Raw genomic sequence first — 22,337 nt, 5'->3', positions numbered from 1 at the left:
AGATGAAATATTTAAAAACTTCCATAAGATTAAAATTTATAATGCTTTTTGCAATAAGTTTTTTGCTGCAAAACTGTAGCAATTTTTTAGAACAAGAACCTGGAGACAAAACTTCTATTACAGAACAGCTAAAAGATAAAAAAGGGGTATTAATGGCATTAAACGGTCTATACCTGACTCTTAAAAATAATGTGAGTGGTGAAATATTTTCTGTTTATCCAGATTTACAAGGAGGCAATATAAAATTTAGCCCTTCTCTGGGATCAAGTACGAAAGGAGAAATTACTATTCCTGAAAACATTAAAGAAGTATATTCTTTTGAAGATCAATCTACTGACTCTAATTTTAAATTATTCTATACAAGTGGCTATAGCATTATCAATCAGGCAAATCTTATTTTAGAATATACAGATGCTCTGGCAGATGCTACTACAGCAGAAAAAAGTCAAATAAAAGCTGAGGCTTTGACTATTAGGGCTTATATGCATTTTTTGCTAAGTGAAGTCTATAGTCAAAATTACGGATATACTCAGGATGCTTCTCATATGGGAATTGTTTACAGTACCCACTCGATTAGTAACGGTATTACTTATCCTGCAAGGGAAACTGCTGCCAATACTTATTCTTTGATTATAAATGATCTTCAAACATCTCTGGATTTATATAGTAACGCGATCCTTTTTAATGGTCCTGCCTATTCTTATTTTAATACTAACAGTACAAAAGCTTTGTTGGCCAGAGTTTATCTCTCTAAAAAGGATTGGAAAAATGCTTATGATACGGCAAATGATGTAATCGAAAATTCTGGTGTAAGCCTGATAAGTTCAGCTGATTATATTTCGCAATGGGAAAAGATAGACCTACCTACGTCCGAAACCTTATTAGAATTTTCCGTAACAAAAAGTACAGATGGATCTGTCAGTGGATCATTATCTTCTTATTTTGGATATACTTTTGATACTAATTATGAAAGGTATACAGCATCGCAGGATTTGATTGATCTGTATGAAACCAATGATATTAGGAAACAGCTGTTTTTAGTAAAAACACTTTCTACGTTAGTGAATCTACAACCGGTAATGCTTAACTATTATTTTACTAAAAAATTCCAGGGAAATCCCGGATATGTAGCATTTAGATTAAGTGAACAATATTTAATAAGGGCCGAAGCAGCAATAGGACTTAATAACCCGGAACAGGCAAAGAAAGATATTAATATTATAAGAGAAAGAGCAAACGCTGCTTTATTAACTACTACAGATAATATTTCCGAAACTTTGTTTCTGGAAAGAAGAAAAGAACTGTGTTTTGAAGGGCATCTGCTTTTTGATATCGCAAGAAATAAAAAAGATATTTCACGTATCAATGGCTGTATATCATTAAGCTGCGGACTTACCTACCCGTCACCAAAATATGTATTACCAATACCTCTAAATACTCTTTACATTAACTCAAACTTAGAACAAAATGAATCGTATTAAAATTATATCTGTATTAAGTATTGTTATAACATTAGTTTCTTCTTGTTCTAAGGACGATTACAGATTAGACTCAAAAAACTTTGGCCCTTTTATAAGGTTTAATTTATTAGTAAACTCTACTAGCAACGTTCCATTAGAATATCCATCTGTTAATACCGTTTTGGCACCGGTAGTTAGCTATGAAAACAAATCGGTTAAAACATTAAAAGTACCGGTAACATTAAGTTCAACACCTTTAAAATCTGCTGTTACAGCAAAATTTAGTGCCGTTACTTCCGGAGATGTAAATAGTTTTAGTATAGAACCTACAAACGAATTACTTTTTGAAGGAAGTAAATTAACCGATACTATCTTTCTTTCTTTTGAAAAAAGATGGAAAGAAAAACAAATTATAACCTTAAAATTAGAAAGTACATCTGATCCTGAAATTCATATTGGTAATTTAAATACATCTGTTTCAAATGACGTCCTAACAATCATATTAGGTGAAGTGAGTACACCGTATTCATTGTCAGCAAACAGAATAGTTGTCAAAGGAGCTGCAGGGGAAACAATTGACTTTAAAGTAAATTTTCCTAACGGATTTATTCCTTCAGAAATTGAAAATCTTACTATTTTCAAATTTCTGAATGGCTTTGATTATTCTTTAACTCATGATGACTTTGGGGATAACAGAAAATCAATTACCTATCACTTAACTCTTTTAGAAGATATTCAGGAAGACGATGTATATTATGAAACCAGTATTACACTTATAAATGCAGGTGATTATATTGCTACGGGAACGACTGTTTTACAAATCGTTAAACCTATAAAATCAAATCGTGATATTCTTACAAATCCTGCTTCTAAATTTTATGATTTATCAAATCAATTTTACCTGACATATGGTGAAAACTGGTTTGACAGAAGTGGTAGTTGTGCATGGCAGGCTTTTAATGCTTTTACTTTTCCTGTGGTAGTAACGAAGGATAATGAAAATGCCATTTTTTACAGTGACAAAGGAAACACAAACCCTAATGATGATGTTTACCATGATGCTTTTAAAATTGGGTTTAATGTTTCTACCGGTACCAATACAACCAATTCATTTAATCTAAAAAGATGGTTTTCTAACGAAAGTACTACCGCAGCAAACTCACCAGGATTTAATATTACATCAGCATTAGAATTTTTCCCTGAAAACGGTAACAGCAAAACGAATGGAAAAGTTCTCGTAATTCCGCAATATATCACAATTACCGGAACGAATAAAAACAGCTATAGTATTGCAATTTCAGGTGAAGGAACTTACAAAGAAATTAGTACGGGTTTATTTGAAATTTCTTTTGAATTGAAATTAACCAACGATAAACTTTTTGGAGGAACAATCTCTTCTCAATATAGGATTTACAATAATAAAGTTTATCCAACATTAGCACCTTTAAATGAATCTTGTCCTAAAGAAGTTACATTATAACTATGAAAGTAAAAAAATTAATAATACCCGTTTTACTGCTTTTGAGTTTAACAGCATATCAAAGCATCGAAGATCCTGATTATATTGATATTCCTGAATTACGAAAACTCTATTCCAGTGGAGATACCTCAAAATGGCCTGCTGCAGAATTACATGAAAGCATAGACAAATCTAAATTTCAGGATATCGGGGTGCTTCCTGCTGTTCCTTATCCTGCCTACAATACATATTCTAAAGAAAAAGAAAGTCTGGGCAAAGTATTGTTTTTTGACCCAAGATTATCTGTCAGCGGACAAATTGCCTGTGCTTCCTGTCACAATCCTGAATTAGGCTGGACAGACAATTTAACGCGTTCATTTGGTCATGACCGTCAAACCGGAAAACGAAATTCGATGACCATTTTGAATTCGGCTTATGCCACTTCTTTATTTTGGGACGGACGTGCTAAGAGCTTAGAAGATCAAGCGCAATTTCCTGTAGGTGATCCTTTAGAAATGAACGAAAAACTTACGATTGCAGTCAATAAAATTGGAAAGATAAAGGGATACAACCCACTTTTTACAGCTGCTTTTGGAGACAAAAAAGTTACGCTTGAAAGAATTCAGTATGCGATTGCCACATTCGAAAGATCCATCAACAGTCCAAAAAGCAAGTTTGACAATTTCATTAGCGGAAAATCCGAAGCTTATACAGATTCGCAGGTAAAAGGACTGCATTTGTTCAGAACCAAAGCGCAATGCATCAACTGTCATAATACACCTTATTTCAGCGACAATCAGTTTCATAATGACGGACAGGTTTTATTCGGAACAAAAAATGAAGATTTTGGTCGTTACAATGTTACGAAAGATGTTAAGGATATTGGCAAATTCAGAACGCCAACACTTCGTGAAGTAGTCAATACCAGACCATGGATGCACCACGGACATTTCCCAACATTACTAGATGTTGTAGAACTTTATAATTTAGGAAATCCTTCTCCTGTTCAGAAAAAATATTTGGGAACAGCACGTGATACCTTAATTCCGAAAGTAGATCCAATGCTTAAGAAATTAAACTTAAGTAAAGAAGAAATCAGCGATTTACTGGCTTTTATAGAAACGTTAAGTACGCCAACGAGAAGGATTATGACCCCGGATCTTCCAAAATAATTTTAGTAAAATTTAAACATAAACTATTATGAATGAATTAATTGCCCCATTTGAAACAGATTTATTTCTATATCAGCTTTGCGTTTTATTATATCTGATCCTAACGCCTATTGCACTATTATATATTATAAAAGACCGACATAAATTTAAACAGCCTTATCTTTTGATTTTCCTTGTTATTGTCTTTCCACTTATTGTCTCAATACCTGCAATAATTGCGCTTAACATCAAAAAAGCAAAAGCATAATCCGTTTATAATTTTATTAAAATTTTCAACTCTTTGTAAATACATTAATTTAATACCAGTACAATATGAAAAACAAATACCTCTTTTTATTATTAATTTCTTCCCTGTCATTTGGGCAAATAGCTCAGATCAAGGACATAAATCCCGGAAATGCTAACTCTTCAAGTCCAACAAATTTTTTCGACTTTAATGGAACATTATTTTTTAGGGCTACCGATGGTACAAATGGCGTAGAATTATGGAAATCTGACGGAACTGAAGCTGGCACAGTAATGGTTAAAGATATCAACACTACAACAACTGCTGCTTCTAATTCAAATCCAGCAAATTTTACAGCTTTTAACAATCAGGTTTATTTTACCGCATCAAACGGAACAAGTGTAAACGGAACAGAGCTTTGGAAAACTGATGGTACTAATGCAGGGACACAAATGATATTTGATTTATATCCCGGCACTACAGCTTCAAACCCTTCATTTCTTACTGTGATTAATCCAACAACTATGGTTTTTGCAGCTAACAATGGAACCACTGGTACTGAAATATGGAAGACTGATGGTACTACTATAACAAATCTTATTGATCAGCCTGGTACAGCAAATAGCTTCAGCTGGATTGAAAACCTAAATGGTAACGCTATTTATACTCAGTTAGTTGTTACTACAACAGGAAGAGAATTATACAAATGGGACGGTATTTCTACAGATTCGAATAACAATATTAAGGATATCAATTCAGGAACAGGACATGGTGTTGGAACAACGTATTTCAAAAATGGAAATACTATTTATTTTCAGGGAAATATTGGTACAACCGGATTTGAATTGTGGAAAACTGACGGAACAGAAGCAGGAACATTATTAGTTAAAGATATTAATCCCGGAACTACAGGATCTGCTCCTATTCGTTTTGCTAATGTGGGTAATGTTACTTTTTTTAGAGCAAACGGTCCTAACGGAGTAGAATTATTGCAAACTGATGGAACAGAAGCAGGAACTACTGAAGTTGCTGACATTAACCCAGGAACAGGCAGTTCGACACCTGATCAGATTCAATCTGTAAATGGCGTGCTTTATTTCTTCGCTTCTGATGACGGCACTAATTATGATTTTTACAAATACACTAATTCTACATTAACCAAACTGGTTGATTTTAATGCACCAACATCAGCTGCAACTGTTGATTATATTGAACTAAACGGAATAGTATATTTTACTGCCGATAGTAACGCTGATACTTCAAGAGAGTTGTGGCAAACTGATGGTACTGCAGCCGGTACTGTTTTGGTAAGCTCACTGATTTCAGGAAGCATTAATCCAACAGGAGTTAGCAGTTTAACAAAAGTAGGAAACAAATTGTTTTTTGCAGCTACAGGAACTGACGGGCAAGAACTTTTCTCTTACACACCTACTACCCTTTCTGTAAAAGATCAAAACAAGTTAGAAGCTGTAGCGGTATACCCAAATCCTTCAGATGGGAATTTCTTTATCAACAATACAGATAATGAAACTATAGAATACGAAGTGTTTGATATATTAGGTGAAAAACAAGTCACCGGCAAAACAAATGACAATTCACTTCATTTAAATTTAAAAACTGGTTTGTATATCTTAAAACTAACTAAAAACAGTCAAACTTCTACAACTAAAATAATAATCAAATAGTTTTATTATTGGAAATCTGATTTTCAAAATTAAAACAAGGTTTGTTTTTTGCCCCAATAAATCACAAATCTAAAAAGTCCGTTTCAAATACATGAAACGGACTTTTTTTATGTGTCTTTTAAGAATGATATCATACGGAATTTAGTCGAAGGACTTTTTTACCGAAAGGGCTTCGACTCCGCTCAGCCTGACATCTATGGCTAATCTAAATAAAATCTACTCCTTCAAAGGAACCAAAACAATATTAGGTTTTGGAGCCGGCTGCATCCCGCTTCCAAAATAAAAACCGGTATGGGGTGGCTGATTATACCCTACATTTTGCCAGGCAATACTCAAACGGTACTGAGGATCGTGCATTAAAGTATATTGTTTTACATCTGTTGGAATTGTAGTTGAATAAATTCGTAACTCTTTATTGTCTTCGCTTCTTAAAATCAGTTCTTCCCGCCAGTCTCCCAAAATATCCGCAGAAAGTGCCGGGGTTGATTTTGTTCCGTTATTCGAAACTGCTCCTGTTGCCGTAAACAATCTGCCCTTGCCATATTTGTCAATATAATTCGAGTTTAAAAGCTCTCTTGAAGTATCTCCATCCCAATAAATAAGGAAATTGATTGATTTTGGAGCATCCCCTATTTTATTCCCTTTCATATCATACAAAAACGGCGAGCCTGACCACCAGCACTGTGCTCCTTTTCTTGTCGGATCGATATTATCTGCCACTCCCCTGCCAACATCTTCATTTAAAGAATCGGTAAACAAAACTTTTCCGTCTGCTGCTGAAAAAACGGCTACACCCGGACCGGTTGTTTTATTTTCAATTTCATGTATACCAAATGCTTCTAAGCCCGGAACATCCAAATCCAGATCAGAAACATGCAGTGCATCTCCGTGCCTGAAACCGGTCGTATACAATCCTTTGCCATTATCATCTACACACATCGAGCCGTAAACAATTTCATCTTTCCTGTCGTTATCAACGTCAGCCACCGTTAATCCGTGATTTCCCATTCCGGAATAAGGGTTTTCAGCGTCTTTACTGTCAAAAACCCATCTTGAAGTCAGTTTTTTATTTTTAAAATCGAAGGCCGCCAAAACCGTTCTGCCGTAATATCCACGGCACATTACCACGCTTGGATGAATCCCGTCCAGGTAAGCAACACAGGCTGTAAAACGGTCGATTCTGTTTCCTTTGGTATCATTACCTCCGCTACCTCCATGTCCGCCCCAGCCTGCCAAATCACCACGCTCCGGAATATAATCTGTAGTTGTAACCAGCTTTCCGGTTCGTCCGTCGAAAACGGAAAGATATTCAGGGCCTTTTAAAATCTTTCCATAAGTTCCCGATTTTGGATCTCTGTCAACCCAGTCTTTTGAAGCATCTCCAACCACATTTCCCTCACTGTCCGTAGTTCCGTCAGCTGTTTTGCAAACCAGTTCTGCAATTCCGTCACCATCCAGATCATAGACCATAAACTGTGTATAATGCGCTCCTTCACGAATGTTTTTGCCTAAAGTAATCTGCCATAAAAATTTCCCTTCCAAAGTATAGGCTTGAAAAATAGGCGGATCTGTAATACCGGTATGCGAATTATCATGTCCCTTTCCGGTCATGTGAACAATTAGATCATATCTTCCGTCGCCATCTAAATCACCGGTCGAAAGATCATTCGGAATGTAACCTTCAACGGGTTTTATCACAATTGACAAATAATCCTTGTCCGGACTTGAAGCAGTAATCGTAAAGCTTCCTTTGGCTTCTGCCTCTTTTCCTTTTAAAACCGTTTTTACAAACCAGGTATTTTCTTCCTGCGGATTTGCTTTGGTATCAACAAAATTTGTAGCCCCGGTTATAGGCTTTTCATTTAGTTTGATCGCTTTTTTTGAACCGCTCTTTCGGTATAAATTAAAAGCCAGATCATCTGTATCTGTTCCTAAAACACGCCAGCTGATAAAAAACTGGCCTTTATCTTTTATGGCAATTACGCCACGGTCTAAACTTTCCATTTGTCTTTGGGCAAATGAAATTGAACCTGACAAAAGGAATAACGTTACTAAAATTCTATTTTTCATAATTGGTTTGGTTGGTAAAGTTTAACGCAAGTTTAGACTGTCTTTTACGGTTAAGGTTTACTTGAAAAAAAATAATCTCGCAAAGTCGCAGAATCGCAAAGTTTTGATTTTATATTTTTCTTTGCGTCTTAGCGACTTTGCGAGATTAAAAAAAACTTCGATTGAAGAATCTTAGCAGCTTAACATCTTCAATAAATTAAAACATCTTCTTAAATCCTTCACTTTTAACTTTCCATGTTCCATCTTTAGGAAACCCTGGATTTTCAACTGTATTTCCCTCCCAGCCTGCACACATCATCGCAACAGCTGTTAGTAATCCTCCGTTACCCGGAAGATACAGCGTTAGTCTTGGCGATTGGTAATTATGTCCGTTTTTTAAATACGTATTGGTTACTACATTCATAAAAAGGGCGTCAACTGCTTTTTCAGGCATTTGCAAACGGGCTGCAGACATCGCTGTCATTGGGAAATCCCAACCCCAGGTTTTATCCCATGTCCAGGTATTCCAAACTAAATCAAATGTGTTTTTCATGATTTTTTTATCCAGAAGAGACGTTTCCGGAAGCATTCCGAAAGTTCCTAAAACCGATGGATGATCCGTTTTAAATTCAGGATTGGTATAGGAATCTGTAGCGCTTTCTGTTGCCAGATACACATCTTTTGCAATTGGCAAAGGAGATAGTTTTTTCAAAACGTCTTCCCATTTTTCAGGTACTTTTTGATTTAATTTTTTCTTCCACGCAATAGCAGTTTTCAATGCCCAGTTCCAGTATGCAAGTTCATAGGTTGGGTTAAAAGTTTCGATCGCTTTGAATCTTTCCTGCGCCGGAATCACGCCCGGCCCTAAAACGTAACGATCATTTTTACTGTCGTAATTAGCGAATGAAGCCATAAAATCTGCCGTTGCAAAAACACGTTCACTGTATAAATTTAAAGTCTTCGTTGTTGGATTGGCACTGTATATTAAATCTGCGTACGTGATAAAATGCGGTTGCTGCCAAATTAAGAATGCCCCTACAGAAGACGGACTTTCATTACCATCATAATCTGTCATTTTTTGCCATCTTGCCCCTTCAAAACCTTGTCTCTTAGCGATATTTTTAGCCTTTTCAAAAACTTTCTGATACCACGGAAGACTTTTTTCCAGTAATTCCGGTCTGTCCCAAAGTGCAAAATGCACACCATGCCACCAGTGCATTTCTAAGTGTGGTTTTCCGTACCAGCTGTTATAAGTCAAACCCGTTTCCTGTGGCGGAACTTTCCCGGTACACTGCAATTTGGTCAGGTATTGCGAAAGAATAACACGTCGCTCCAGTTCATGTGCACGTTTGTCTGTACTTCCTGAAAAATCAACTGCCGCTCCGCTTTCCCAAAAGGATTCCCAACCACCGATACTGCTTTTTTCAATCGCTTCAAAAGAAGGAATTACAGATTTGTTTTTATATGTTTGGATGAACGAACAACTCAATTCAATTGTATTACTTTTTGAAGGTTCTACAACAAAATAATGCTTTGCTTTTTCTTTAATTGATGCAGTGCCTTTCCATTTCAAATTAATATCATACGAAATACTGTCCATTACGTGTGTAATTGTAGCTTCTGATTTATTTTTGATTTTTAGATTGCTTTTATAATCTTGTTTTCCGCCCCATTTTTTCCCCATATCAGTCCCCGCAATAGCTACGGCTGAAATACTTACATCCTGTTTTTCTTCCCATTTCGTGCCCATATCACCCCATAGTCCTGTTGGAAAAGGGATTCGGACACGAATTTTCAAACGCCCTTGCTGAATTAAATCTGATTCTATTTTAAAGCCTAAAGCATCTTTTGTCTGATCACAAGCCGTTATCACTTTCACGGAAGTGCCTTCCACCTCAAAATAACTCTCAATTTTTCCTGACCATAAATTCAGCTTTTGATTAATAGCTTTAATATCATCCGGTTTTACTAAACTGCCATCTTTCTTAGTGATTTCAAAACCTATATTTCCCAATTGTAATAAATGCGGGTTTTGACGAAACCATTCGACTGCTTCTTTTTTTCGTGCAGGTTCTTTAATTTGTGTTGAATACGAAATCTTACGACCATACTGATCTACGTCTTTTAGAGTCTCAGAAAACTTATAATTCTCAGTATTTTTATAACTGTCCCACCCCCATTCAGATTGCGTTCCAAGCGGAATTCCGTTTTGATATTTTTCCGGAAAACTCTGTAGTCCGGTCGCATCAACCGTAAAAGCAAATGTCCCGTTACCAACGGTTAAAGAAGCTAAAGTATCTATTGCAGTAATCTGAACATTGTGTCTTGTTACCAATGCTTTCCTGTCTATTTTTTGTTGTGAAAACAAAGAAATCGACAACATCAAAAAAGACAGGGAGAATATTTTTTTCATATGTAGCTATTTATTATTTTTTATTGGTCATGTGTAATTTGCATATCTTCGATGGTATTTATAACAACCTTTTAGTCATGCTCATTTCATATAGCAGTTAATTTATTTCGAGTTGATTGATATTGATTTTTGAAATTGATGTTGACATTGAATTCTTTTTATCTAATTAGTGTAGCACTCATCAGCCCAATAACCACATCATTTGCAATTGCTTTGATTGTAAGATTTTTTAAGGTTTTATTTTTGTTTAAAGGTAAATCCAGAATCGTTGCGGCTCCACCATCAATACCAAAATTGGAATATCCTTTTATACTCTTGAAATCATTAAAAGTTCTTGAAATTTCACCTGATTTCAAATAAACTCTCGGCGGTTTTGGGGCATCTGTTGTAAACGCCAGTCCGTCAACAAAATAATCCTGTTCGATTGGCCACCAATTTTCAGGGTTTTTCAACTGTAAAATTTCTGAAGTCCCATCGGTATAATTTACTTCAATTTCACCATTTACAATTCGGCTTTGCATTGGATTAGTCGTTCCGGCCACCATAAAATAAATATGCGAAGCTTTTCCGCTTAACGGGATGTTGACACTTTTTGGAAAATTATCCCACTGTGATGTAAAAACAATATTTTTTTGATTTTCATCAGAAGGAGTTTTGAAAACAATTCCTTCAGGAGTTGTAATTTCTCCATTTGATTTTGCTTTTTGACGTAGTCCTGAATCGTCCAGTTTTACAGAAACATTTGGATAACACCAATTTCCGATTCCGTTTATTGGAAGCTGCAAGGTTACTGTTTGCGGTCTTGGAGACAAGTATTTCTCGATGAAAACATCTGTTACTTTCGAATTAAAAAAAGAAGAAAGCAAAACAGTTTCTTGTTTTTTCGAATTGCTGAACGGAATATCCCAGTTTGTAAAAGTTACTTCTTTTATGGTATTTGAACCCGAGTTAACTGAGAATTTATTGGTTCCCGGAACTAATTTTTCAAACGGGATAACAAGACTTTCTTTCTGATTTGTACCTAGAGAAATCTTTTGCTGATTGTCTTTTGCGGAAGCATCAAAAACTATATTTCCTTCAATTTTGCTTTCCGAATTATTTTTCAATGTAATTTCTACATTGTTATTTTTTAACTGAATAATTTCTGATTCAATTTTCGGTTTCAAATCAACATCAACAGGCTGCCACCAGGTTACATCTCCTTGCTTTAACTGAATAAAAAATGTTTTAACCTTGTTGCCATATGCAATTGCCTCATACGATTTATTTGTTTTTGAAATTTCGCTCAAAATAGACTGCGGGTCATAAACGGAAACAATGTCTGCCTTAGCAGTTGTTATGACAAAAGATTCGCCTGCTGTCAAAGACTTTACAGATTGTATTTCTTCTAAAGCCTCGCCTTTCCAGTTAATTTTCACATCATAAGCAGCCTCATAAGGTACTTCAACAGCAATTTTTGGAGCTCCGATACTTTCCGGAATATTTTTCCAGCTAACCGTTTTTCCATTAACAGTTATATCCTGAATTCCCTCAAAAGGTGCATTTACAACCAGTTTCAGATTCATTTTTGCTGTAAACTGATTTTTTATGAGATATGAATCTGTTTTGTTTTCTCTTTTAAAATCAATTGAAATATCCGGGATATCTAAAGCTGCGTGATTCCATTTTGAAGGAAATCCGGGCTGAATCGTTAAAACTTCGGCCAAAGCATCAGGCTGGATTCCGAAAAGTCCTTCCACCAAAGTTCTCGACGCCATTCCAATCGGGTCAGCAAAATCGCGGTACAATTCGCCTCTTATGGCATCCTGATATAAAAGCTGCTCAAAACCACCCGGAGAAGCGCCCAGATACATACTTTCGATCAACACACTTTCCCACATCTTAAATGCTTTTTCCGATTGTCCACCTTGCCAGAAAGCCAACGAAGTATGCAATTGTTCTGCAAGGGCAACATTATTGATAGACCAGGTATAAGGCTGCCAATTGGTGGTGCTTATCGTGTAAAGATCGGTTTTATCAAGTCCTTCTGCCGAAATCGGGATATGCGGAATCTGCTTGTCCACATAGCTCAGCATTTGATAACTCTCAAATGGATTCGATAATTCGGAATCGATAGTGTGATAAATGCTCCAGACACCGGGAAAATCATGCAATAATCTGTTTCCAAGAGCGTCTTTATATTCTGCAAAAATGCCTTTTTTAGGAATCCAAAGCTGGTCTTTCGAAGCTTTTAGGATTTTATCCGCTTCTTTAAGGAAAGGATTTCCGTCAACCTTAATTCTTTTGGCAACTTCAGCCACCGTTTTATTTGCGTAAAAATTATATGCCGAAGAATGAATCACACCACCACCGCTGTATTGCAACGCATCACTCGCCCATATTGTGGCATAGGCATCATAAAGTCCGTCATTATCCGGATCGAAATTTCTTTTTTCCCAATTTAAATGTCTTTGGATCGTTGGCCACATTTCTTTCATGAACGAAGTATCTCCAGTCCATTTAAAATGTCTCAGCATCTGATCGAAAAAAACCAGGTTCATGTCATAATGATGTGCCACCGTATTTTTATTCGGGTTTCGACTGATGTAGCCACTACTGAACATTGAGGTTCCCAAAACTTCTTTCTGACGGGCAAAATTTCGGACCGTATCCAAAACAATAGGACCGCTTTCAGGAGCCGTAACCTGTGATTTGCTGTAACTTGTAAAATGAGTTTTCGCACGATCATGCCAACCTAATGGATCAGCCGTATAAGCGCCACGCCAGGCATTCAGGTACATTCGCCATGCAATAGCACCATGAAGGTAAGCCGGGCTTTCCCAAATTCCGTCGGCTGCTATTGAAAGTGCTGAACCTAATGTATTAATGTAAGGATTCGGAGTTACAACCTTTACTCTATTCGCTAAAAGATATGTTTCCTGAACCGATTTGTCATACAATTGCGATAATCCTTTTTGAGAAACATCCGATTTTAAATCTTCGCTTGAAAACAGCCAAAACATGTCGCTTTTTGAAATGGCATTTTTTCCTGTAACAAGCGTCAGATTTTCAGGATTGGAACTGTATAATTCCAAAGGTGTTTTCTGCTGTTTTGGATTGGCTAGCTTTATATCAGAACCCGGAAAATAAACTGTTAGTTTTTTGTTATTACCTGTTTTCTCTTTATTGCTTTCAGAACCGTATTCCAGTAAAAAAGACTGTTTTTTTAGCGTATATTTATTATTGGTACAATATTCAGGCTGTAAATAAAACACCGACTCAGGGTCGGCACCAATATCGCCGTCACGACTGAATTTTTTCCCCGTTGCACCGCCGTATGTCCAGACTAAATTTATCTTTTTGGATACATTTTCGCCTGATACTTTTACAATAAAGCCTTCTTTTTCTTTTAAGGCAACTACTTTTACAATCAGTTTTCCGTTATCTAAAATGGGGTCCTGAATTTCGTATTGCATCGTACCCAATACATATTTTGTATCAATTTTTGAAGCCTCAGTAATCCATTTGCTGTCTTTGCCATTTATTAAACCTAGTTTAAAATTCCCGCCCATTCCCGGCATGTACATCGCAAATTCAGGCAAATCCCCTGTCTCAACCCTAAAACCTGTATTCGAGCCATAAAGTGCCCTGTTGAATTTTCTGGTACCGTTTTTTAAAACAAAACTATTTCCTTCAGGAGCATAATGAATTTTACGCACAGCTTCTTTTTCCTGTCCTATAGTTAGCAAAGGGCACAGCAATAATAAGCCAATAAAAGTCGGGATGGTATTGTTTTTGGTTTTCATAAAATTTAATAATTCAGAGGCACATAATCATTATCAAACACCTAATGATTTTGATAATTTAAACGCAATTTCTTCGTTTTTTTATGGTATTGCATCCTGTACCTACCTGATTTTTTCAATATCATAATTTATATTCTTTCATTTTTTTAACATCATAGTACAGGATACTATATAAATAAGTAACCGTTAGTTTTGATTTTACAATAATTTTAAAAAAGAAAAACTTGATAAAATTTAAAACTTCCTTCTGTCTATTTTTTTGCTTAGCAATACAGGTAAATTTATATGCTTTAAATAGCGATTCTTTAACTGAAATTAATCCAAATGATAATACTGAAAATCAACTATTTAATTTTGGAACTGCATTAAAAAGTAAAAAAGGAATATCTGTAAACACACCTTTACTATATGATGCTGCGAAAGGATATGGTTTTGACATAAATTCAGCCCCGAATGCAACAATCAACCCGAATACATTTTCTGCGATTAAACCAACTTATTTTTCTGTAAAACTTCCAGAAGGAAATTACCAGATTGAAGTGGTTATGGGAAGTACTGAAAGAGCATCAAATATTACTATTAAAGCGGAGTCACGAAGATTAATGCTGGATCAGTTTTCGATAAAAAAAGGAAAACCGGTAACCAAAATTTTTAATGTAAATGTGAGAACTCCAAAAATTAATGAGACCCAGAATGTTTCCCTTAAAGACAGAGAAAAAGATATTCTGAATTGGGATGACAAACTTACACTGGAGTTTTTAGGAGATGTTACTATTCAAAGTATAAAAATCACCAAAAAAGACAATCTTACAGTCGTTTATTTAGCCGGAGATTCAACTGTTACCGATCAGGATGTGGAACCATGGGCTTCGTGGGGACAATTTATAACCAACTATTTTGACGATACGGTTGTGGTAGCCAATTATGCGGTTTCAGGTTCAGCGCTGAGTTCTTTTAAAGGTGGTAATCGTTTAAAAAAGATTCTTTCGCTTATTAAAAAAGGAGATTATTTATTTGTGGAATTCGGACATAACGACGAAAAGATAAAAGGTGAAGGAAATGGTGCCTGGGGTTCTTACTCTACTCTTTTAGCCGAATTTGTCCAGTCTGCCAGAGATAAAGGAGCAATTCCGGTTTTGGTGACGCCTACGCAACGTCGTGCTTTTAATGAAAACGGAACTTTAAAAGAAACACATGGTGATTTTCCTGCCGCCATGCGAATTGTTGCAGAAAAAAACAATGTAGCACTTATCGATATTACCAAAATAACAACCGAATTATACGAAACCTGGGGTGATGAACCGTCAAGAAAGGCTTTTGTGCAATATCCTGCGAATACTTTTCCTGGACAGGTAAAAGTTTTGGAAGACAACACTCATTTTAATAGTTTTGGAGCAAACGAAATTGCGCTATGTGTACTTAAAGGAATTCGCGAACTCGATATTCCGTTAAAAAAGCAAATCCGAAAAGAAGTTCCAAATTACAATCCCAAAAAACCAAATTATATTTCGAACTGGACACTTCCTTTGAGTGACCGATTTGAAATTACTAAACCAGATGGAAACTAAACCATTATAGAAACACCTATTTATGTTACTAAAAAACACAATCCAAAACCTTACAATTGCTGCCGTAGCTTTATTTTCTTATCAAAACAGCGCAGCACAGCAAACGGATAAAGTTTATCTTTCCGGAAAAGATTTTGAACATCCTGTACAATGGGATTTTTATTGTACCGGAGGCAACAACAGCAAAACCTGGTCTAAGATAAATGTTCCTTCTCAATGGGAATTAGAAGGTTTTGGAGAATATACGTATGGAAGATGGTATAAAGAACTGAACCAGAAAGAACCAAGCAAGGAAGAAGGTTTGTATAAATTTGAATTTGATGTCCCAGCTGATTATAAAGACAAAGAGGTTCAGATTGTTTTTGGCGGAGCTATGACAGATACCGAGGTAAAAGTCAACGGAAAACTGGCCGGAGCAATTCATCAGGGTGGTTTTTATGAATTTAAATATGAGATTACCTCCTTATTAAAATTCGGTTCTAAAAACACTTTAGAAGTTCATGTCTGGAAACATTCTGCCAATAAATCAGTAAATGCAGCTGAAAGAAGAGCAGACTGGTGGCTTTTTGGAGGAATTTATCGTCCGGTTTGGCTGGAGGTTTCTCCTAAAACACATATTCAACATATTGCAGTAAATCCAAAAATGGACGGCTCGATTACTGTAGATTTAAATCTTAAAAACATTTCTAAAAATGCTTTTTTAGAAGCTACATTGAAAGGTTTAAACGGAGAAAAATTCGAAACTTTTACTTTTCCTGTAAAAGCAAAAAGTACTGCGGCATCAATCGCTGCTCAATGGAAAAACATCAAACCATGGAATCCTGAAAGTCCTAATTTATACGATCTGGAACTGGTTTTAAAACAAAACGGAGCCATAATTCATAAATACGACAAACGAATTGGTTTCAGAACTTTAGAATTCAAAAAACAAGATGGAATTTATGTCAATGGTACCAAAATCGTGATGAAAGGTATCAACCGTCATTCGTTCTGGCCTGAAGGAGGAAGAAGCACCAGCAAGAGAATCAGTGATTTGGATGTGAAATTATTAAAAGACATGAACATTAATGCTGTTCGCGGACATTATCCTCCTGATGAGCACTTTCTTGACGTTTGTGATTCATTAGGCCTTTTTGTCCTGAATGAATTAGCTGGCTGGCAAAACTCTTATGATACCGAAACCGGAACTAAATTAGTAACCGAAATGGTCGTTCGCGATGTGAATCACCCCTCTGTAATTATCTGGGATAATGGTAACGAAGGTGGCTGGAATTACAACGTTGATAAAGTTTTTGAAGATAATGACCCTCAAAAAAGAATCGTCATTCACCCTTGGGCTGATTTTAATGGCTGGGACACGCATCATTATCCAACTTATTTAACGGGAATGCATCGTTTTAACAATGGAGAAAATGTATTTTTCCCAACCGAATTCATGCACGGAACCTACGACAACGGACACGGAGCCGCTTTGGAAGATTTCTGGACACGTTACAAACAAAGTCCACTTTTTGCAGGAGGATTTATGTGGGCGATGTTAGACGAAGCCGTATTTCGTTCTGATTGGACCGGAGATGCAAAATTTGACTCAAAAGGTTCATTGGCAGCCGATGGAATTTTAGGCCCGCACCGTGAAAAAGAAGGAAGTTATTATACCGTAAAAGAAGTCTGGGCACCTATTCAGTTTCAGCCAAAACAGGTTAATGCGGACTTTGATGGCTCTTTTCTGATTACAAACGATTATCTTTTCAGTAATCTGAATTCCTGCAGAATGGAATTTAAAGTACTAAAATCTGATCATGATGTTTTGTACACGAATGGAACTTCGGCAGCAATCAGCTCAGGTAAAATTGAGATTCCAAGTATAGATCCGGGTGAAACACGTAAAATTAAATTTGATGTTCCTAATAATTTTGCTGAAGGGGACATTTTATCAATCTCCGCCTACGATCAGTTCAATAAAGAAATCTATACCTGGACATGGCCTATCCATAAAGCAAAATATTATGCGGAGAAATTCTTAGCAATTCAAAATACAAAAGCAAAAGCTTCAGTAACAAAAAATGGTAATGAAATTTCTCTAAAAGGAAACGATGTAACGGTAACTCTTGATGCTTTGACAGGAGAAATTTCTTCTGTTAAAAACGGTACATCCACTATTCCGTTAACAAATGGTCCTCGACCGATTGGAATGAAAGCTAAACTAAAAGAAGTTCAGGTTTCGCAGGAAGGCGACAAAGCCATCTGCAAAGTATTATATGTGGGCGGTTTATCTTCTATCAAATGGATTATGGAACCGGATGGCCGATTTAAAATGGAATTGGTTGCGTTGAAAAATTCAGAAAATAATGGAGGCTTTGATGGCGCTGCTTTTGAAGATAAAATAAATTCATGGGGAATTACTTTTAGTTTTCCCGAAAAAGGAGTAACAGGTATCAAATGGTTTGGAAAAGGCCCTTACCATGTATGGAAAAACAGATTAAAAGGAACTACTTTCGGTATCTGGGAGAAAGATTATAACACTACCATAACCGGAGAAAGTTTTGAGAATCTGATCTATCCTGAATTCAAAGGATATCACGCGAACTTATTAGGAGCAAATTTAAAGGCGGGACCATCATCGTTTAAAGTTTTCAGCGAATCTGATAATTTATTTTTGAGATTATTTACACCTGATTTGCCTAAAAATGGTTTCGCAGGAAGTTATCCTCAACCGACATTTCCTGAAGGGGATATTTCATTTATGTATGAAATTCCGGCTATGAGAGATTTCAAACCTTTGGAACATCAGGGACCAGAAAGTCAGGCGACCAATATCAGAATTAAAAGTGGTGATGACGGAATCAAAATGAATTTATGGTTTGATTTTAGGAAGTAAAAAATTTGTTTCAGGTTTTGTTTTGTTTCAGGTTTCAGGTTTTGCTCTTAGCCTATAATTTATGCTCATAGTTTTGTTATTCTGAGGAACGAAGAATCCCCGCGACAATTAGCCATAACGATTTTCAATCTTTGTAGAGTTACTTACGAAGATTCTTCGTTCCTCAGAATGACAAACTGGACAGAATTACACAATTCACAATTTACAATTCACAATTAATTATGAAATCAATTAAAATACTTTCTGTCTTATGTCTGACAGTATTATTTTTCAATTTTACGCCAAAACAAAACAATAAACCTACCGTTTACACCGTGGGAGACTCCACCGTAAAAAATGGAAGAGGTGACGGATCCGGCGGACTTTGGGGCTGGGGAGATTATATTGGACAGTTTTTGGATACTACGAAAGTTAAAATCGAAAATCATGCTTTAGGAGGTACCAGCAGCAGGACTTTTCAGGATAAAGGTTTGTGGACAGCGGTTCTGAACAAACTAAAAAAAGGCGATTATGTCCTGATTCAGTTTGGACATAACGATGATGGTCCATTAAATGACACGCTTCGTGCCAGAGGAACAATTAAAGGGATCGGAAACGAAACACAGAAAATCGACAACATGCTGACCAAAAAGCATGAAACGGTGCACACTTACGGCTGGTACATTCAGAAAGTAGTTCAGGAAGCCAAATCAAAAGGCGCTATTCCGATTATTTGTTCGCCAATTCCAAGAAATGACTGGAAAGAGGGAAAAGTTCCACGTAACAATAAATCTTATGGATTATGGGCAAAACAAATTGCTGAAAAAGAAAAAGTCACTTTTATCGAACTGAACGATAAAATGGCGCTTGAAATGGAAAAGCTGGGTGAAGCAAAAGTAACCGGAACTTATTTCTACAAAAAAGATCATACACATCCATCTGCAAAAGGTGCTGTGTTGGCAGCTTCATTAATTATCAATGAACTAAAATCAAGTAAAAACTCTTTAAAAAATTACATTTTAAAAAATCCTAAAATTGTACTTCCGGCTAAGAAAAGAGTGTTTTTAATTGGTGATTCTACTATGGCAAACAATGGCAATAATCCCAATGCTGTAGGATGGGGAGTTACATTTCCAAAATATTGCGATACTACCAGAATTGAAGTAATCAATAAAGCCCGTGGAGGAAGAAGTACACGTACTTATACCAAAGAAGGTTTGTGGGATGAAGTTAAGAATCAATTGAAACCAGGTGATTTTGTGATGATTCAGTTTGGTCATAATGATACAGGGGCTGTTGATAAAGAAAAATTCAGAGGTTCATTAAAAGGAAACGGTGACGAAACACAACAAGTTGTTCGTGACAGTTTAACTGAAACCGTACATACTTTTGGCTGGTACATGCAGAAATTCATCAGAGAAGCCAAAGAAAAAGGCGCTGTTCCGATTGTTTTAAGCCAGACGCCAAGAAACGAATGGCCGAATGATAAAGTAGAACGCAGAACCGATACATATGGAAACTGGTCGAAAATAGCTGCCGAAAGAGAAAAAGCGTTTTATATCGACCTCAATGAAATCGTAGCTCAAAAATACGAAGCTTTAGGCAAAGAAAAAGTAAAATCGTTTTTCCCGAAAGATCATACACACACAGGAGCTGATGGTGCTGCTTTTAATGCACTGACAGCAGCTGAAAGCCTAAAAAAAATAAAAGACTGCGCATTGAGGGAGTATATTGAAATTCTAAAGTAAGTTATATGGTATGTGAAATGTTAGATGTAAAATGTAGATGTGAAATTTTTGATAAAATTTAAGAATATAAATTACGTGAAGGTGGAATTTGCAGTTTTTCACTTTTCACTTTTAATACATAAAAAAACCTCGTCTGTTGACGAGGTTTCTTTCTTTCAGTAGAATATTATTTTTTTGATTCTTCGATAGAAACTTTTCTGAACTCTTTTAAAAGTTTTTCAATTTCCAAAGATGATTTACGTGCTCTTGCTCCTGCTGCTTTAACACCTTTTTCAGATAATGATTCAGATTCTGTTTTGAATACTTCTAATTCAGCGTTGATTTTTACTAATAGATCTTTCATGCTTATATATGTTAAATTAAGTGGCAAAAATAAAAGTTTGCTCTATAGATAACGTAAGTTTAGTGTTAAAATTATCACAGTTTTTTGAGATTGAGTTACTATTCTTTTTTTTATGCTTTTCACTCCTAAAAACCAGCTAATTACAAAAGACGAAAACTTTATATTTCTAAATAATATTTCAAGTAGAACCCGCAAAACCTACTTAATTTTATCATAATTCACCTTTTTAGCATCTTTTTTAAATTGATTTTCCAGAGCAATCTCCATTTTTTCGGCTACAGATTTCTCTTCCAGTATCAAATTTTTCTTCTCCCCAGGATCTTTTTCAATATTATAAAGTTCTAAATCTGCAGGAGTATTGGCATGTCTGGTCCTGATTATTTTCCATGGCTTTCTGATTAAAGATTCCTGCAAATGGCCTCTGACATAAATTTCCTGATCGGAGATTGCTTTATTTTCTGAAATGGATGGCCAGACATTTTTACCTTCTATACTTTTTGGCAGATCGTTATCTCCTGCCAAAGACAAAATACCAGGCAATAAATCTATTACCGAAATATAATTTTCATTCTTATATTTTTTCAAATGATCTTTCCAGTAAAATATACAGGGAACTCGTATTGCCCCTTCATAATTTGATGTTTTCCAGTCCCTGAGCGGTGTATTATCTCCGAGAACAGTATTTGATGGATGAATTCCATTATATTCGTTTTTAGAGTCCCAATCCTGCATAGCACCGTTATCGCTCATAAAAATAACCAGCGTATTTTTATCCAGTTTTTGCTGTTTTAACTTCTCAAGCAATATTCCAACACTATTGTCGAGGTGACTCATAGCCGCCGCATAATCCCTGCGCGAACTATCTTTTATGGAATTTATATAAGGATCTTTCCATTTCTGTTCTTCCTGTAAAGGAAAATGCGGTGCACTATAAGCTACTTCCAAAAAGAAGCTTTTCTTTGGATCTCTTATTTCCGAAATCCATTTGACAGCTTCATTGGTAAGCAAGTCTGTAACATGCCCTTCCTCTTCAATAAATTCACCATTTCGATACCAGCTTTTATCGCCATTTTTATACAAATGAGTGTACTGATCTAATTGTCCGTGCAGGAAACCATATGAATAATCAAATCCGTATGCTTTTGGTCCGCTGCTTGGCTGCAAACCCAGATGCCATTTGCCAATAAGTGCGGTTTGATAATTGTTTTTGTGCAATAATTTTGGCAATGTCGGAATAGAATCCGGAAGCTTAAACTGACTTTTATCACTAATTGGCGCTACAATCCCCATACGACTGGCAGGTCGTCCTGTAAACAAACTTGCCCTGGATGGAGAACAGGTTGGATTAACATAAAACCGGTCCAGTTCTACCCCGTTTTTAGCTAAAAAATCAATATTTGGCGTTTTGATTACCGAACCGTGGTACCCCACATCATTCCATCCTGCATCATCAGCTATTATCAAAATGATATTCGGTTTTTCTGATGAACTCATTTGATTTTCCTGACTATATGAAATTGAAAAACAAAACGATAACAGTACTAACAATTGATTTTTTGTATTCATATTTTT

General features: G+C 36.0%; 13 protein-coding genes. 8 read left to right on the top strand and 5 right to left on the bottom strand.

Going from position 1 to position 22,337, the window contains the following annotated elements:
- Positions 1 to 2: 2 nt before the first annotated feature.
- From DMB68_RS05565 to DMB68_RS05545, 5 genes are all read left to right on the top strand, one after another.
- Positions 3 to 1,481: a RagB/SusD family nutrient uptake outer membrane protein gene (locus tag DMB68_RS05565; RefSeq protein ID WP_110345638.1), complete on the top strand. Its 1,479-nt coding sequence runs from the start codon at positions 3 to 5 to the stop codon at positions 1,479 to 1,481.
- Complete coding sequence (locus DMB68_RS05560) at positions 1,468 to 2,940, top strand: hypothetical protein (protein WP_110345637.1); 1,473 nt, start codon at positions 1,468 to 1,470, stop codon at positions 2,938 to 2,940. The genes DMB68_RS05565 and DMB68_RS05560 overlap by 14 nt, the downstream gene beginning before the upstream one ends.
- A gap of 2 nt (positions 2,941 to 2,942) precedes the next feature.
- The gene (locus DMB68_RS05555; RefSeq protein WP_110345636.1) at positions 2,943 to 4,091 is read left to right on the top strand and encodes a cytochrome-c peroxidase; all 1,149 of its coding nucleotides are present in this window, start codon (positions 2,943 to 2,945) and stop codon (positions 4,089 to 4,091) included.
- Positions 4,092 to 4,119: 28 nt separating this feature from the next.
- Positions 4,120 to 4,338 carry a hypothetical protein gene (locus DMB68_RS05550; protein WP_110345635.1) on the top strand — a complete coding sequence of 73 codons (219 nt, stop codon included), beginning with the start codon at positions 4,120 to 4,122 and terminating at the stop codon, positions 4,336 to 4,338.
- Between the two features lie 65 nt (positions 4,339 to 4,403).
- Positions 4,404 to 6,002, top strand: a complete 1,599-nt coding sequence (locus DMB68_RS05545) for an ELWxxDGT repeat protein (RefSeq protein WP_110345634.1) — start codon at positions 4,404 to 4,406, stop codon at positions 6,000 to 6,002.
- Between the two features lie 216 nt (positions 6,003 to 6,218).
- On the opposite strand, the gene DMB68_RS05540 is transcribed toward DMB68_RS05545, so the two are convergent.
- The 3 genes from DMB68_RS05540 to DMB68_RS05530 all read right to left on the bottom strand — a co-directional run bounded on the left by DMB68_RS05540 (position 6,219) and on the right by DMB68_RS05530 (position 14,249).
- Positions 6,219 to 8,072, bottom strand: coding sequence for a rhamnogalacturonan lyase (locus DMB68_RS05540; RefSeq protein ID WP_110345633.1), 1,854 nt, complete (start codon positions 8,070 to 8,072; stop codon positions 6,219 to 6,221).
- Between the two features lie 196 nt (positions 8,073 to 8,268).
- Positions 8,269 to 10,464 (bottom strand): hypothetical protein, encoded by a 2,196-nt coding sequence (locus DMB68_RS05535; protein WP_110345632.1) that lies wholly within the window; start codon positions 10,462 to 10,464, stop codon positions 8,269 to 8,271.
- A gap of 158 nt (positions 10,465 to 10,622) precedes the next feature.
- Entirely contained in the window at positions 10,623 to 14,249 is a 3,627-nt protein-coding gene (locus DMB68_RS05530) for a DUF4450 domain-containing protein (protein ID WP_110345631.1), read from the bottom strand.
- A 224-nt stretch (positions 14,250 to 14,473) separates the two neighbouring features.
- Here DMB68_RS05530 and DMB68_RS05525 point away from each other — a divergent pair, with 224 nt between their 5' ends.
- The 3 genes from DMB68_RS05525 (at position 14,474) to DMB68_RS05515 (ending at position 20,422) form a co-directional block, all read left to right on the top strand.
- On the top strand, positions 14,474 to 15,817 hold the full coding sequence (locus tag DMB68_RS05525; protein WP_231131587.1) for a rhamnogalacturonan acetylesterase: 1,344 nt from the start codon (positions 14,474 to 14,476) through the stop codon (positions 15,815 to 15,817).
- 22 nt (positions 15,818 to 15,839) lie between these two features.
- Positions 15,840 to 18,695 carry a glycoside hydrolase family 2 protein gene (locus DMB68_RS05520; protein ID WP_110345629.1) on the top strand — a complete coding sequence of 952 codons (2,856 nt, stop codon included), beginning with the start codon at positions 15,840 to 15,842 and terminating at the stop codon, positions 18,693 to 18,695.
- 221 nt (positions 18,696 to 18,916) lie between these two features.
- On the top strand, positions 18,917 to 20,422 hold the full coding sequence (locus tag DMB68_RS05515; protein ID WP_110345628.1) for a rhamnogalacturonan acetylesterase: 1,506 nt from the start codon (positions 18,917 to 18,919) through the stop codon (positions 20,420 to 20,422).
- A 166-nt stretch (positions 20,423 to 20,588) separates the two neighbouring features.
- Here DMB68_RS05515 and DMB68_RS05510 read toward each other — a convergent pair whose 3' ends face one another.
- Complete coding sequence (locus DMB68_RS05510) at positions 20,589 to 20,765, bottom strand: histone H1 (protein WP_031453507.1); 177 nt, start codon at positions 20,763 to 20,765, stop codon at positions 20,589 to 20,591.
- A 198-nt stretch (positions 20,766 to 20,963) separates the two neighbouring features.
- Positions 20,964 to 22,331 (bottom strand): sulfatase-like hydrolase/transferase, encoded by a 1,368-nt coding sequence (locus DMB68_RS05505; protein WP_231131586.1) that lies wholly within the window; start codon positions 22,329 to 22,331, stop codon positions 20,964 to 20,966.
- Between the last annotated feature and the right edge of the window lie 6 nt (positions 22,332 to 22,337).

The sequence above is a fragment of the Flavobacterium hydrophilum genome (assembly GCF_003202405.1).
In the GTDB taxonomy this organism is placed as follows: domain Bacteria; phylum Bacteroidota; class Bacteroidia; order Flavobacteriales; family Flavobacteriaceae; genus Flavobacterium; species Flavobacterium hydrophilum.
The sequence above is the reverse complement of the archived record's forward strand: the minus strand, read 5'-3'. Positions and strand labels throughout refer to the sequence as shown.

Coding starts and splice junctions, on each gene's coding strand:
- DMB68_RS05565 (WP_110345638.1), top strand. CDS start 3: ATGAAATATTTAAAAACTTCCATAAGATTAAAATTTATAATGCTTTTT.
- DMB68_RS05505 (WP_231131586.1), bottom strand. CDS start 22,331: ATGAATACAAAAAATCAATTGTTAGTACTGTTATCGTTTTGTTTTTCA.
- DMB68_RS05545 (WP_110345634.1), top strand. CDS start 4,404: ATGAAAAACAAATACCTCTTTTTATTATTAATTTCTTCCCTGTCATTT.
- DMB68_RS05515 (WP_110345628.1), top strand. CDS start 18,917: ATGAAATCAATTAAAATACTTTCTGTCTTATGTCTGACAGTATTATTT.
- DMB68_RS05555 (WP_110345636.1), top strand. CDS start 2,943: ATGAAAGTAAAAAAATTAATAATACCCGTTTTACTGCTTTTGAGTTTA.
- DMB68_RS05530 (WP_110345631.1), bottom strand. CDS start 14,249: ATGAAAACCAAAAACAATACCATCCCGACTTTTATTGGCTTATTATTG.
- DMB68_RS05535 (WP_110345632.1), bottom strand. CDS start 10,464: ATGAAAAAAATATTCTCCCTGTCTTTTTTGATGTTGTCGATTTCTTTG.
- DMB68_RS05550 (WP_110345635.1), top strand. CDS start 4,120: ATGAATGAATTAATTGCCCCATTTGAAACAGATTTATTTCTATATCAG.
- DMB68_RS05510 (WP_031453507.1), bottom strand. CDS start 20,765: ATGAAAGATCTATTAGTAAAAATCAACGCTGAATTAGAAGTATTCAAA.
- DMB68_RS05560 (WP_110345637.1), top strand. CDS start 1,468: ATGAATCGTATTAAAATTATATCTGTATTAAGTATTGTTATAACATTA.
- DMB68_RS05540 (WP_110345633.1), bottom strand. CDS start 8,072: ATGAAAAATAGAATTTTAGTAACGTTATTCCTTTTGTCAGGTTCAATT.
- DMB68_RS05520 (WP_110345629.1), top strand. CDS start 15,840: ATGTTACTAAAAAACACAATCCAAAACCTTACAATTGCTGCCGTAGCT.